The sequence below is a fragment of the Amycolatopsis sp. NBC_00345 genome, assembly GCF_036116635.1.
Classification (GTDB): Bacteria; Actinomycetota; Actinomycetes; order Mycobacteriales; family Pseudonocardiaceae; genus Amycolatopsis.
Genome location: NZ_CP107995.1, coordinates 7,434,351 through 7,448,462, shown reverse-complemented (window position 1 = coordinate 7,448,462; position 14,112 = coordinate 7,434,351). Strand labels below are relative to the sequence as shown.

Genomic DNA, 14,112 nt, shown 5'->3' with positions numbered 1-14,112 from the left:
CGTCCGAGGGGGATCACTAGTCATGGCACCGAATCACGACAGCAGCGGACAGCAGCAGACGCCGCTCTCGCTGGACACCCAGGGGACGTCCGGCGTGTCCGCCGTGCCGATGGGCGACAACTCCGCGTCGCAGAACATCGTCGCGTCCGCGCGCTCCAGCGCCGGCGGTTTCGAGATGGGCGGCGACCGCGCCATCGCCAACCCGCCGAACTGGAACTCGCAGCAGAGCCAGGAGCTCTACAACGGCGCGGTCACCGACAACGACCCCGCCACCGCCGAGGCCGCCGGCCAGCACTGGACCAAGCACGGCACCGAGCTGAAGCAGTCGTCGGACAACCTCTACAACGCGATCTCCGAGCTGGGCAACGCCTGGGTCGGCCATGGTGCCGCGGGTGCGCAGGGCGCGCTCGTCTCCATCGCCAACTCCGGCTCGCAGGCCTCGGACGCCGCGCACACGATGGCCGACCGCCTCAGCAAGCAGGCCTCGGCCGCCGCCGAGGTCAAGAAGATGCCGGCCCCGCGCGACTTCGACCCGAAGCAGGCGATGGCCGCCGCGCTGGCGGGCGGGCCCGCCGCGATGGCCGCGGACCAGAAGGTCCAGTCCGACGCCGCGAACGACGTCAAGGCGCAGCAGGTCGCGTTCTTCAACGCGTACACGCAGTCGATGAGTGAGGTCGACGGCTCGACCCCGAGCTTCGGCCCCGATTCGCTCGGCATGAAGCCCACCGCCTCGCACTTCAACGGCAACTCGTTCAACTCGCTCCACGGCGGCTCGCACACCGGCGACCTCCAGGGCGTGGGCAGTTTGGGCACCCCCGGGCTGGGTGGCCCGGTCGGCGTCGGTGTCGGCGGCCACGGCGGCGCCCTTGGCACCGGCGGCGTGCAGGTCACCGGCGACTCGGGCACCTACGGCACCTCTGGCGCGGCCCCGGCCGCGCTCCCCGCCGCTGCGGGCCCCGCTGCCGGCCCGGGCGCCGTGAGCGGCGCGGCCCCGATCACCCCGTCGGCTCCGGTCAGTGCCGGCGGCAGCGGCGTCGGCTCGGCGCTCGGACTGGGCGCGCTGGGCGGCGGCGTCGGCTTCGCCGGCGGCAAGCTGGGCCAGGGCACCCGCAGCGGATCCCGGAAGAACGAGGAAAGCACCTCGGCGGCCTCGGAGCAGCAGAACGGCCAGAGCGCCGCTTCGACGGCTCCGCAGCAGGGTTTCGTCCCCGCGGGCGGCACGATCGGCGGCCAGACGCCGGCGCCCGCCATGGGTGGCGGCATGGGCGGTATGGGCGGCGGCATGGGCGGCCAGGGCCAGCAGGACGAGGAGCACACGCACGCGTCGTTCCTCATCGAGCCGGACCCGGACGACACCTTCGGCGCCAACGAGGCCACCCCGCCGCCGGTCATCGGCGCGTGGTCGGACGAAGACGACGACTGAAGCCTTTCCCACGGGCGCGCGGCCTTCTGGCCGCGCGCCCGTGTTTTTCCTGAAACGCTTGTGCGACAAGGGGTTGGTCGATGCCGAACGCGGAGCTGCTCACCCCGCTTGAGCTGGACTTCCTGTGGGAGTCGGCCGGGGTGGGTGAACTGCCGTACCCGCTGCGGGCGCGCTCGCACGGGAGCACCGTGGACGAACGGGCCGCGCTGCGCGGGCAGACGCTCAACGGGCTGGCACAACGCGGGCTCGCGGACGGCCGCGGGCGCCCGGAACCGCACGTCGAGGACTTCTTCGGCGTCCTCGCCTCACCCGACCTCAGCCTGGACTCCGTTCAGCTGATCGACCCGAACGCGGAGCCGTTGCTGGCCGTCGCGGGCGCCCTCGGCAGCCAGGGGCTGCTGGCCGTCCAGGACACCCGCGGGCTGCACCTGCAGCCCTGCCCGGTGGACGGCCTCGCGACGGCGATCGTCTCGCTGCTGCCGGGCGCTCCGCGCGGCACGGAGAAGTCGATCACGGTGCCGCTGGAGCAGCTCGTGGGCGCCTCGGGCGTCGACTTCATGCAGCGGCGCGGCAACCAGGTGGACGCGTCGGGCCGGGCGAGCGTGGACGAGGACCGCAAGGCCCTCGCGCGGCTGCACGCCCAGCCCCGGCTGCGCGGCGGCCAGATCGGCGCCAACGCCCGCAACCGCATGGGCGGCCGGAGCCGCTCGCCGGTGCTCAGCTGGTTCGACACGGAGAGCGGCCGCTACTTCACGCAGGCCACCAGTGGTCGCGACGGCCGTGACTGGATCACCATCGCCCCGGCCGACGCCGCCACGCTGCGCCACCGCCTCGGCGAGATGCTGTCCGGCGCGGCGCAGGCGAGCACCGCCGCCTTCTGACGGCCCGGCCGGCGGCCGGGCGCGAACGGCCGGTTCGGGCTGAATCGTTGACCTCGGCCGGGAGCACCGCGCTACGCTGAGCCAGAGTTCGATCCTGGAGAGTGAGCACTACCGCATGCAGCAAGAGTTCTTCACCCCGCTGGCGTTCGACTTCCTCTGGGAGTCCATGGGGCTGGGCGAGCTGCCGTACCCGCTGCGGGTGCGGTCGCACGGCGCCACCGAAGACGAGCGGGTGTCGCTGCGGCACCGGGTCGACGTCGAGCTGAAGGCGCGCGGCGTGCGCGACCCCCGCGGCTACGTCGAGCCGCGCCTCGACGACTGGCTCGGCCTGCTCGCCCGTGGCCAGGTGTCCATCGACGCGGTGCACATCCCGCAGTTCCAGGCGCACCCCGTCGCGATCCTCGCCGCGGCCGACGACCGCACGGGCGTGGTGGCGATCCAGGACGGCGACGGCATCTGGCTGCGCGGCGTGCCGTCGGACGGTTTGGTGTCCGCGGTGGTCGACCTGCTGCCGGCGGGGCCCCGTGGCAGTGAGGCGTCCGTCACACTTCCGCTCGACGAGGCGCTGAACACGCGCCCGATCCGCGTGCCCGTCGCGGCCGCGGGCGGGCCCGGCGAGGCCGAGGAGAAGGGGCGCCGGGGGAGGCGTCAGTCACTCAGCGAGCGCGTCACGGTCGACCCGAAGGAAACTTACGGGCTGATCTCGGGTCAGCCCCGGCTGCGCGGCGGTCAGCTGGCAGCGAACAGCCGTTCTTCGCTCGGGGCCCGGCAGCGGTCCCGCGTGCTCGGCTGGTTCGACACCGCCACAGGGCGTTATCTGAGCCTCTCACGTGCGGGTTCGGACGGCCGCGAATGGGTGACGGTGGCTCCGGCGGATCCCAAGACACTGCGTACGCGGCTCGGTGAGATGGTGGCCTCTGTGGCGGTTGACACACGCTAGGGTGACCGGGTCCGGAACGATCCGGGAACCCTGGTGCGGTATCGCCCGTTGACCTGCGTGAGGCTCATCGGGGTCCTGCGTCCGCCCGGACGGTACCCTGATGTGACGGGTGCGGGAGCACCATGGGTTGTCAAGATCGTGATGGCGGGTATCACAGGAGCCGCCCAACCAGGGAGGGTCGAGGCCACCAGGGCCGAGTCGTATGAACCGGAAGAGCGTGCTCAGGAACCCACTGCTGTGGATCGTCGCGGGGTTGCTGGCGTTGTTCGCCTACAACACGATCTTCGACAGCGATCGTGGATACACCCAGGCTCCCATCTCAGTGGCTGATCAGCAGATCAAGCAGAACCACGTCAAGGAAGCAAGCCTCGAGGACAAGGAACAGCAGGTCAAACTGCTGCTCACCCAGAAGATCGACGTCGACGGGACGCAGACCGACCAGATCGTCGCGCAGTACCCGGCGAATGCCTCGCAGGAGATCTACGACAACATCCTGGCGGCGAACAACGGCGGCCAGCCGATCAAGTTCACCACCAAGGTCACGCAGCAGAGCATCCTGACGCAGATCCTCATCTTCGCGATCCCGCTGGCGCTGGTACTGGGCCTGCTGATGTGGATGATGAACAACGCGCAGGGCGGCGGCAACCGCGTCCTCAACTTCGGCAAGTCCAAGGCGAAACAGCTGAACAAGGACATGCCCAAGACCACCTTCGGCGATGTCGCGGGTGCTGACGAGGCCGTCGAAGAGCTGTACGAGATCAAGGACTTCCTGCAGAACCCGGCGCGATATCAGGCGCTCGGCGCGAAGATCCCGAAGGGCGTGCTCCTGTACGGGCCGCCAGGCACCGGTAAGACGCTGCTCGCGCGAGCTGTCGCCGGTGAGGCGGGCGTGCCGTTCTACACGATCTCCGGCTCGGACTTCGTCGAGATGTTCGTCGGTGTCGGTGCTTCGCGAGTGCGTGACCTGTTCGAACAGGCCAAGCAGAACGCGCCGTGCATCATCTTCGTCGACGAGATCGACGCGGTCGGCCGCCAGCGCGGCGCCGGCCTCGGCGGTGGGCACGACGAGCGTGAGCAGACGCTGAACCAGCTGCTGGTCGAGATGGACGGCTTCGACGCCCGCGGCGGCATCATCCTGATCGCGGCCACCAACCGGCCCGACATCCTGGACCCGGCGCTGCTGCGCCCCGGCCGGTTCGACCGGCAGATCCCGGTGTCGGCGCCCGACATGCGCGGCCGCCGCGCGATCCTCGAGGTGCACGCCAAGGGCAAGCCGATCGCGCAGGGCACCGACCTGGGCAGCCTGGCCAAGCGGACCGTCGGCATGTCCGGCGCCGACCTGGCCAACGTGCTGAACGAGGCCGCGCTGCTCACCGCCCGCAAGAACGGGCACGTGATCGGCGACGTCGAGCTGGAGGAGTCGGTCGACCGCGTGGTCGGCGGGCCCGCCCGCAAGAGCCGGATCATCTCCGAGAAGGAGAAGAAGATCACGGCCTACCACGAGGGCGGGCACGCGCTCGCCGCGTGGGCGATGCCGGACATCGAGCCGGTTTACAAGCTGACGATCCTGCCGCGCGGTCGCACCGGTGGGCACGCCTTGCTCGTCCCCGAGGACGACAAGGAGCTGATGACCCGCTCGGAGATGATCGGCAGGCTGGTGTTCGCCATGGGCGGGCGCACGGCGGAGGAGCTGGTCTTCCACGAGCCCACCACCGGCGCGTCGGCCGACATCGAGCAGGCCACGAAGATCGCCCGCTCGATGGTCACCGAGTACGGCATGAGCGCGCGGCTCGGCGCGGTCAAGTACGGCCAGGAGCAGGGCGACCCGTTCCTGGGCCGCTCGGCCGGCCGCCAGGCCGACTACTCGCTCGAGGTGGCGCACGAGATCGACGAGGAGGTGCGCAAGCTCATCGAGACCGCGCACACCGAGGCGTGGCACGTGCTCAACACCTACCGCGACGTGCTCGACGAGCTGGTCATCGAGCTCCTGGAGAAGGAGACGCTGACCCGCAAGGACCTGGAGCGGATCTTCGCGACGGTCGAGAAGCGCCCGCACATCACCGTGTTCAACGAGTTCGGTGAGCGGACGCCGTCGGACAAGCCGCCGATCAAGACCCCGGGCGAGCTGGCGATGGAGCGCGGCGAGCCGTGGCCTCCGCCGGAGAAGGACCCGAAGCCGGTCCGCCAGCCGGAGCCGACCCCGGTCGGCACCGCGCCGGGAGCCGGTGACCTGCCCGGCGGGCCGCCGTACCCGGCCCCGGATCCGAACGCCAACCCGTACGCGCCGCCGCAGCCGGGTGCACACCCCAACGGCGGCCGTCCGAACGGTGGGCCGAACGGCACCGGCTACTGGCCCCAGTCGTATGGTGGTCAGCAGCCGGGCGGTCCGGCAGGCGGCTACTCCCCGGGTGGCCCGGGTGGTGCGCAGAGCGGGCCGCCGAACTACGGTGCGCCCCCGGGGTGGACCCCGGCGACGTCGCCGGGCGGCAACTCCGGCCAGCAGTCGTGGCGTCCCGCCGAAGACCGTCCGTCTGAGCAGGGCTGGTTCGCCGATGGGGTGAACGGCCAGCAGCCGGACGAGGGGCAGCAACGGCGTGACGTGGACGGACCAGACAAGCAGTAACAACGGCGTCGCCCGCCCGGTCTTCGATCAGGACCGGGCGGAGAACGCCATCCGCGAGCTGTTGCTCGCCTGCGGCGAAGACCCGGACCGGGATGGCCTCAAGGACACCCCGGCCCGGGTCGCTCGCGCTTACCAGGAGATGTTCAGCGGCCTGTACCTCGATCCGGCCGAGGTGCTGGACAAGACCTTCGACGAATCCCACGAGGAACTCGTGGTCGTCACCGACATCCCGATGTTCTCGACCTGTGAGCACCACCTGCTCTCCTTCCACGGGGTCGCGCACGTCGGCTACATCCCGAACGCCAACGGCAAGGTCACCGGGCTGTCCAAGCTCGCCCGGCTGGTCGACCTCTACGCGAAGCGGCCGCAGGTCCAGGAGCGGCTGACGTCGCAGGTGGCGGACGCGCTGGTGCGGAAGCTGGAGCCGCGCGGGGTGATCGTGGTGATGGAGGCCGAGCACCTCTGCATGTCGATGCGCGGGATCCGGAAGCCGGGCGCGCGCACCATCACCTCGGCCGTGCGCGGGCTGTTGCGGACGTCCGCGTCTTCGCGCGCCGAGGCGATCGAGCTGATCAAGGGGCGACGGTGAGTCCGCTGCCCGCGCCCGGGCGCTGTGCCGTGATGGGCGTGCTCAACGTGACCCCCGATTCGTTCTCCGACGGTGGCCGTTACCTCGACACGGATCAGGCCCTCGACCACGCCCGTCAGATGTGGGCGCGCGGCGCGGACCTGATCGACGTCGGCGGCGAGTCCACCCGGCCCGGCGCGCTGCGCGTCGACGCCGAGACGGAGGTGGCGCGGGTGCTGCCCGTGATCCGGCAGCTGGCCGGGGAGGGCGTGGCGCTGTCCGTCGACACCACGCGGGCCGCCGTCGCGGAGGCCGCGCTGGAGGCCGGCGCGCGCGTGATCAACGACGTCTCCGGTGGCCTCGCCGACCCGGGCATGGCGCGCGTCGCCGCGGACGCCGGGGTGCCGTGGGTGCTGATGCACTGGCGCGGGCACAGCAAGGACATGAACGCGCTCGCCAGCTACACCGACGTCGTCGCCGAGGTGCGCGCCGAGCTGTTGTCCCGAGTGGACGAAGCCCTCGCGGCCGGTGTGCAGCCCGAAGCCATCGTGCTCGACCCCGGCCTTGGCTTCGCGAAGCGGGCCGAGCACGACTGGGCGTTGCTGCACGACCTGGATTCCTTTCTGTCACTGGGTTTCCCGGTACTCGTGGGTGCCTCGCGCAAGCGGTTCCTCGGCCGTCTGTTGTCCGGAAAGGACGGTGAGCCGCGGCCGCCGTCCGGCCGGGAAGACGCCACCGCAGCCGTTTCGACGCTCGCCGCCGCGGCGGGCGCTTGGGGAGTGCGCGTGCACGAGGTGGGTGCTTCGCTCGACGCGGTCGCCGTGGCGGCTGCCTGGAAACGGGGACGGGCCGATGGCTGACCGCATCACGCTCACCGGGCTGCGGGTGTTCGGCCGCCACGGTGTCTTCGAGCACGAGAAGCGCGATGGGCAGGAGTTCGTCGTCGACATCACGGTGTGGCTCGATCTCGGCCCGGCCGCGGCGTCCGACGACCTGACCAAGACCCTGCACTACGGCGAGCTGGCGGAGCTCGCGGCGGGCATCGTCGCGGGCGAGCCGTACGACCTGATCGAGAGCGTCGCGGGCCGGATCGCCGACGAGGTGCTGCTCGACACCCGGCCGAAGGCCGTGGAGGTCACTGTGCACAAGCCGTCCGCGCCGATTCCGCTGACGTTCGACGACGTCGCCGTCACCGTCCGGCGGGAGCGGTGAGCCGCGCCGTCCTCTCGCTCGGCTCGAACCTCGGTGACCGCCTCGGGTACCTGCGCGGGGCGGTTGACGCCGTGCGGCCGTGGCTGGTCGCGGTGTCGGGCGTTTACGAGACGAAGCCGTGGGGCGTCGAGGAACAGCCGGACTTCCTGAACGCCGTCTGCGTTGTCGACGACCCCGCGCGCGACCACTGGGCGTGGCTGCGCACGGGGCAGGCGGCCGAGCGGGCTGCCGGCCGGGTGCGTGAGCAGCGCTGGGGTCCGCGCACGCTGGATGTCGACATAGTGACAGTCGACGGCGTCAGCTCGGACGATCCCGAGCTGCTCCTGCCGCACCCGGGAACGCCGGACCGCGCGAGTGTCCTCGTCCCGTGGCTGGAGATCGAGCCGGCGGCGGTCCTGCCCGGCCACGGCCCGCTCGCGGAACTGCTGGCGCTGCGGCCGGAGTCCGACCGCGTGGGTGTTGTCCTGCGGCCGGACCTCTCGCTCACCTGACGCCGGCAGTCGATCACGGCGGCGCGCCCCCGTTTCGGGCGACGGCGCGTCAAGCCGCGGGCCCAGTGCCCCTCGGTACGGTGGGGCCATGCACTTCACCCGGCCCCGCGAGCTGGTGGTGGCCGCGGTACTCGGCCTCGTCCTGATCTACGTCGTGTTCCAGTTCGGCTATGGCGACCTGCCGCCGCTCCCGTTGCTGGCCGGGGTGACGTTCGCCGTACTCGCTGTGATCGAGGCGGGGGTGGCTTACTCAATCCGGTCAAGAATCCGGGCCGGACGAGTGATCAGCGCGATCGGAGTTGCACGCTCGGTAGCGCTCGCTAAGGCGTCCTCGTTGGCCGGAGCCTTCATGACGGGGGCCTGGGTGGCCGCCTTCGCCTATGTTTTTCCACGACGTGACGAACTCGTCGCGGCCGTCTCGGACAGCCGCTCGGCGGTGGTCGGCGCGGTGTGCTCCGCGCTGCTGGTAGCTGCGGGTTTGTGGCTGGAGCACTGCTGCCGGACCCCGCCGGAGAGCGACCGGGACCGCGTTCGCAGGACGACCGGTTAACGACCTAAACCGGCCGCTCGAAGTACCGACTAGGTCTCGTTCGGGTCACTGGAAGGTACGGTGTCAGGCATGACCGGCGTGGGTGACGACTCGCGCGGCCGCCTTCTGGGTAGGCCGTGGCTTGTCGTCGGATTCCTCCTCGTCATCGGAGCCACTCTCGCACTGGTGCTCAGCGACGACCTCCGGTTCCTCCGGCTAGGCATCGTCGCCGCCCTCTGGGCCGCCCTGATCGGCGCCTTCCTGGCCGTGAGGTATCGCAAGCACGCGGCACACAGCGAGGACACGGTCGCCGAGGCGCAGGCGGTATACGAGTTGGAACTGGAACGCGAGATCGCGGCTCGGCGTGAATACGAGCTGGAGATCGAAGCCGAGACGAGGGAGGCCGTTCAGGCCCATTCGCGCGAAGAGCTGGAAGCGCTGCGCGCCGAGGTGTCAGCACTGCGGGAGAGCCTGCAGTCGCTGTTCGGCGGTGAGGTGCTCCTCGAGCGGGTCGCGCTGACCGCGCAGGCCACGCGCATGCGCTCGCTGAGCGACGAGCAGCGGCTCGTCGCGGCGGGGTCGGAGACCAAGAACGGCAACGGAAAGAAGCCGGCCCAGCTGATGGCGCCGAAGAAGCCGGTGGTCGAGGTCAACGAGCGGCCGACCGAGCTGATGGACCGCGTGCTCGACTCCGCGTCCGTCGAGCGGCGGCGCAAGCCGTCCAACGGCGTGGGCCCGCACGGGCCCGGCCCCGGCGGCCAGCAGGGGCCGAACGGCAAGCCGTCGCCCACCGTCAACACCCAGCGCCCGCAGCAGCTCTCGCGGCCGAAGCCGAACAACCGGCCGCAGCCCGAACAGCAGGAGTCGGCCGCCGCGCGTGCGGTGAAGGCCGCCGAGCTGCGGGCCGAGGCCTCGCGCCGGGAGACCTCCGAGTCACAGCCGACGCGCACCGTGGCGCCGGTCGCGAAGCCCGAGTCGTCGCCCGCCGAGGCGACGCGTCACGTGCCGCGCCCGCAGCCGCGCCAAGAGGAGCGGCACGTCGAGGAGTCCCGGCCCGCGATGCGCCCGGCCTACCGCGCGGAGATGTCCCAGCCGGACATGCGCCGGGTGGAGCCGCGCGCCGAGGCGTCGCAGTCGGGGATGCGCCGGGTCGAGCCGCAGTCCTCGCGTGCCGAGCTGTCGCAGCCGAGCATGCGCCGGGTGGAGCCTCCCGTTTCCCGGGCCGAGGTGTCACGGCCGGACCTGCCGCGGGTGTCGCCTGCCGCCGGTGAGGCCACGGCCACCTGGAAGCCGGCTTGGGAGGGCGGCCGCAAGCCGGGCGAAAGCCTCAGCGCCGCGTTCCCGAAGCGGGACGACTTCGCGGACCGGCAGCGTCCGTCGGCGAAGCCGGAGAACCCGCCGAAGCCGCGTGAGGCGGCGCCGTCGCGTACGGACCTGCCGTCGCTCGACGCGCCGGTGCACGTGCCGGATCCGGGGCCGCGTAAGCCTTCGCGGCTGGAGCAGTTCTCTCGCGCGGACCTCTCGCCGCTGTCGTCCGAGCCGGCTCCGGCGCCCGTGTCGCGTCACGGTGCACACCGCTCGTCGGACGAGGAGCCCGCCGAGTCGTCGGTGAACCAGACGCTCCCGGAGGCCGTCCGCAGCAACGTCGCCACCAACCGGGGCGGTGGCCGTCGCCGCCGCTCCGAGGACGAGCCCACCCAAGCGCCCGAGCCCACCGGTGGCGGCCGCCGTCGCCGCGCGGACGGCGAGCCCCCGTCGTGGGAGGGCCGGGGGCCGGAACGCGCTTCGCAGAGCCATCGCGAGGTCCAGCCCGCCGAGACGCCGGAGCCCAAGCCGACCCGTGGCCGTCGCTCCGCGGAGGACGCCCCGCAGGGCGGCTCCCACACCGCGGGCCGCTCCGTGACGGAGCTGCTGGCCGCCAACGGAGCCGACGCCCCGAGCCCGAGGCGCCGTCGCCGAGCGGAAGACTGACCGGCTCCGACGCCGTTTTTGACTGATTGCCTACACCGGGCGATCGGGCAGCCTTGGCGCTGTCCGGTCGCCCGGTCGTTCTTTCCGTGCTGGACAAGGCGATTCCGGCAGCCGGGCGACCAGACAAGACAGCACCTCCGCGCCCCCGTAGGGTGACTGCCCGTGAGCGGATCCCTCTCCAGCGCACCGGGCGCCGTCCGGAGCCGGCTGCCCCGCCGGGTCACCGTCCTGCTGCCGGTGCTCGGGCTGCTCGTGGTGGCCCTCTGCGGCCTGTTCCTGTTCGGCCTGGCGACGGCGCGGGTCGGCTGGCTCGCGGTGGCCATCGGGGTCGTCGCGGCGCTCGTGCCGGTCGGCGTGGTCGTCACCGGGTTCCTGTGGGTGGACCGGTGGGAGCCGGAGCCCGCGAAGCTGCTTTTGGCCGCCTTCGCCTGGGGCGCGTGCATCGCGACGATCACCGCGCTGTTGATCAACAGCGGCGCCGAAGCGGTGGGCGACATGCTGCTCGGCAGCGGCGCGGGCAGCAAGGTCAGCGCCCTCGTCTCCGCGCCGTTGGTCGAGGAGGCCGCGAAGGGCGCCTTTGTCCTGTTCATCTTCTGGCGCCGCAGTTCCGAGTTCGACGGGATCGTCGACGGCATCGTGTACGCGGGCTTCAGCGCCGCCGGCTTCGCGTTCACCGAGAACATCTACTACTTCGGCCGCGCGTTCGCGGACTACGGCTTCGGCAACGGCGCCAACGCCGGTGTCCTCGCCGCCTTCTTCCTGCGCGGGGTGCTCTCGCCGTTCACGCACCCGTTGTTCGGCGTGATGACCGGCATCGGGTTCGGCGTGGCGGCGCGGACCACGCAGAAGGCGGTGCGGATCCTCGCGCCGCTCGGCGGTTACTTCGTGGCCGTGTGCCTGCACGCGCTGTGGAACAGCTCGGCGGTGCTCGGCGGCTCCAAGGCGTTCCTGACCGTGTACTTCCTGATCATGGTCCCGTTGTTCATCGGCGTCTCCTACGTGATCGTGCTGCAGCGCCGGCGGGAACAGCGGATCGTCGCCGCCGCGTTGCCGAAGATGGCCGCGGCGAGGTGGATCGCGCCGTCGGAGGTCGAGCTGCTGGGCAGCCTGTCCGGGCGGCGGGCGTGGCGCCGTCAGGCCCGGCGCGAGTCCGGCAAGGCCGCGGCGAAGGCCGTGGGCCAGTACCAGGCGAGTGTCAGCGAGCTGGCCTTCCTGCGCCGGCAGCGGCTCCGGACCGACGACGACCGGCAGCGCCAGGACGAGCTGCTGCACACGCTGAAGACGGCCCGCGCCGAGGCCGTCCGGCTGGCGGCGGGCGAAACCCGGTGATCCATCCCCCTCCGGGGGTAGCTCTACCGAGCTGAAAACCCGTGCTCAGATGATGTTCGGCGGCCCGGCGGCGCGGCCGGTCCGCGTGCCCGATTAAATTGTGTTCTCGATTGAACGACCGGGTGAAGCTGGTCACCTTCAACTCTGTCCGCCGGACGGATCGGGGCTACTCTCGCGCCGTCGTCTGGTACCCGCGCCGGAAGAGCGGGACTGGAACGAGCCAAGGGAGTCAGCGAGCCATGAGCGTCCACAGGCGCACGCCATGATCGAGCCGGCGAGTGAACCACCCACGGTCGCTGCCGCACCGGGTTTCAGCGGCGTGGGCACATGAACCGGCCCGCCCGTCTCGCGGTGGGCGTGGTGTCGACCGGCCGGGTCGGCAGCGTGCTCGGCGCGGCGCTGGCCCGCGCGGGCCACACCGTGGTCGCCGCGTCGGGGCTGTCCGCGGCGTCCGTCGCCCGGGCCGAGCGCCTGCTCCCCGGCGTCCCGCTGCTGCCGCCCGACGAGGTCGTCCGGCGCGCGGACCTGGTGCTGCTGGCGCTGCCCGACGACGCGCTCGCGGGCATGCTGCGCGGCCTGGTGGCCACGGAGTCGCTGCGCGCCGGCCAGATCGTCGTCCACACCTCCGGCGCCCACGGCGTGGACGTCCTCGCGCCCGCCACCGAGATCGGCGCACTGCCGCTGGCGCTGCACCCGGTGATGACGTTCACCGGCCGCGCCGAGGACCTCGAACGGCTGGCCACCGCCAGCATCGGCGTCACCGCGACGGCCGACGACGAGGCGGCGTGGAACGTCGGCGAGGCGCTCGCCGTCGAGATGGGCGCTGAGCCGGTACGCATCCCCGAAGCGGCCCGCGCGCTCTATCACGCCGCGCTGGCCCACGGCGCGAACCACCTGATGACGCTCGTCGCGGACTGCACGGAACTCCTCCGCAAGGCCGGAATCGGGCAATCGGAACGACTCGTCGCACCACTGCTGTCGGCCGCCCTGGATAATGTCCTTCGACACGGCGATCGCGCCCTCACCGGCCCGGTCGCGCGTGGTGACCTCGGCACCGTCCGCAAGCACCTCGCGGTGCTGACGGAGGCGTCACCGGAGATCGCCCCCGCCTACCGGGCACTGGCCCGGCGCACGGCGGAGCGATCCCGGGCCGCCGGGCAGCTCGACCCGGCGGCCGCCGCCGAGCTCACCGAACTTCTCGACGACCCCGCCGAAGGACAGCACCCGTGACCACACCGAAGTTCCAGCGCGGCACGTTGAACACGTTCCAGCCGCCCGAGCACATCAGCCAGGTGAGCCAGGCGCTGCGCGCCGTCGGCCGCAAGGTCGCGCTCGTGCCCACCATGGGCGCCCTGCACGACGGGCACCGCGAGCTGCTGCGCCGCGCGAAGCGGCTGCCGAACACGATCGTCGCCGCGTCGATCTTCGTGAACCCGCTGCAGTTCGGCGAGGGCGAGGACTTCGAGGCCTACCCGCGTCCGCTGGAAGTCGACCTCGCCACGCTCTCCGACTCCGGCGTCGAGCTGGCCTTCACACCCAAGGCTTCGGACCTCTACACCGAGGGCGCGGCCGTCACCGTGCACCCCGGCCCGCTCGGCGACGAGCTGGAGGGCGCCGTGCGGCCCGGCCACTTCGCGGGCGTGCTGACCGTCGTGGCGAAGCTGCTCAACCTGCTGCGCCCGGACTACGCGTTCTTCGGGGAGAAGGACTACCAGCAGCTGGTGCTGATCAAGCGGATGGTGCGGGACCTGAACATCCCCACCCACGTGATCGGGGTGCCGACGGTGCGCGAGCGGGACGGGCTCGCGCTTTCTTCACGCAACGTCTACCTGACGCCGGAGCAGCGGGAAGACGCCGTGGTGCTTTCCGCGGCCCTCTCCGCGGGGGCGCACGTCGGGCGAGACGGAGCGGAAGCGGTTTTGGACGTGGCCCGCCGGACTTTGGCCGCGCGTCCCCAGGTGGTGGTGGACTACCTGGAATTGAGGGGAACCGATCTCGGGCCGGCGCCCGTCGACGGTGAGGCACGGCTGTTGATCGCCGCCCGGGTGGGGAGCACCCGGCTGATCGACAACGTGGGACTGCTGCTCGGAGCCGCGGTGGAGCATCCGAGCATGGAGCTGGACGCAGGGGAATAAGGGAGAGTCC

Annotated in this window: 13 protein-coding genes; all 13 read left to right on the top strand. The window is 71.7% G+C overall.

What is annotated here, in order from left to right:
* The first annotated feature begins 22 nt into the window (after positions 1-22).
* Positions 23-1,423 (top strand): hypothetical protein, encoded by a 1,401-nt coding sequence (locus OG943_RS33570; RefSeq protein ID WP_442874603.1) that lies wholly within the window; start codon positions 23-25, stop codon positions 1,421-1,423.
* Positions 1,424-1,503: 80 nt separating this feature from the next.
* Complete coding sequence (locus OG943_RS33565; RefSeq protein WP_328604937.1) at positions 1,504-2,304, top strand: ESX secretion-associated protein EspG; 801 nt, start codon at positions 1,504-1,506, stop codon at positions 2,302-2,304.
* Between the two features lie 115 nt (positions 2,305-2,419).
* Positions 2,420-3,244: an ESX secretion-associated protein EspG gene (locus OG943_RS33560; RefSeq protein ID WP_328604936.1), complete on the top strand. Its 825-nt coding sequence runs from the start codon at positions 2,420-2,422 to the stop codon at positions 3,242-3,244.
* Between the two features lie 202 nt (positions 3,245-3,446).
* Positions 3,447-5,867, top strand: a complete 2,421-nt coding sequence (gene ftsH / locus OG943_RS33555) for an ATP-dependent zinc metalloprotease FtsH (RefSeq protein WP_328604935.1) — start codon at positions 3,447-3,449, stop codon at positions 5,865-5,867.
* Positions 5,839-6,456, top strand: coding sequence for a GTP cyclohydrolase I FolE (gene folE / locus OG943_RS33550; protein WP_328604934.1), 618 nt, complete (start codon positions 5,839-5,841; stop codon positions 6,454-6,456). Before ftsH ends, folE begins: the two co-directional genes overlap by 29 nt.
* Positions 6,453-7,295 (top strand): dihydropteroate synthase, encoded by an 843-nt coding sequence (gene folP / locus OG943_RS33545; RefSeq protein ID WP_442874602.1) that lies wholly within the window; start codon positions 6,453-6,455, stop codon positions 7,293-7,295. The genes folE and folP overlap by 4 nt, the downstream gene beginning before the upstream one ends.
* The gene (folB, locus tag OG943_RS33540; RefSeq protein ID WP_328604933.1) at positions 7,288-7,647 is read left to right on the top strand and encodes a dihydroneopterin aldolase; all 360 of its coding nucleotides are present in this window, start codon (positions 7,288-7,290) and stop codon (positions 7,645-7,647) included. The genes folP and folB overlap by 8 nt, the downstream gene beginning before the upstream one ends.
* Positions 7,644-8,138 carry a 2-amino-4-hydroxy-6-hydroxymethyldihydropteridine diphosphokinase gene (gene folK / locus OG943_RS33535; protein WP_328604932.1) on the top strand — a complete coding sequence of 165 codons (495 nt, stop codon included), beginning with the start codon at positions 7,644-7,646 and terminating at the stop codon, positions 8,136-8,138. The genes folB and folK overlap by 4 nt, the downstream gene beginning before the upstream one ends.
* 88 nt (positions 8,139-8,226) lie before the next feature.
* Positions 8,227-8,688 (top strand): DUF3180 domain-containing protein, encoded by a 462-nt coding sequence (locus OG943_RS33530; protein ID WP_328604931.1) that lies wholly within the window; start codon positions 8,227-8,229, stop codon positions 8,686-8,688.
* A 69-nt stretch (positions 8,689-8,757) separates the two neighbouring features.
* Positions 8,758-10,638, top strand: a complete 1,881-nt coding sequence (locus tag OG943_RS33525) for a DUF6779 domain-containing protein (RefSeq protein ID WP_328604930.1) — start codon at positions 8,758-8,760, stop codon at positions 10,636-10,638.
* Between the two features lie 207 nt (positions 10,639-10,845).
* Positions 10,846-11,967, top strand: coding sequence for a PrsW family intramembrane metalloprotease (locus OG943_RS33520; protein WP_442874824.1), 1,122 nt, complete (start codon positions 10,846-10,848; stop codon positions 11,965-11,967).
* A gap of 327 nt (positions 11,968-12,294) precedes the next feature.
* Positions 12,295-13,197 carry a Rossmann-like and DUF2520 domain-containing protein gene (locus OG943_RS33515; protein ID WP_328604928.1) on the top strand — a complete coding sequence of 301 codons (903 nt, stop codon included), beginning with the start codon at positions 12,295-12,297 and terminating at the stop codon, positions 13,195-13,197.
* A complete protein-coding gene (gene panC, locus OG943_RS33510) occupies positions 13,194-14,102 on the top strand; it encodes a pantoate--beta-alanine ligase (RefSeq protein ID WP_328604927.1) in 909 nt (302 codons plus the stop codon). Before OG943_RS33515 ends, panC begins: the two co-directional genes overlap by 4 nt.
* The last annotated feature ends 10 nt before the right edge of the window (positions 14,103-14,112 follow it).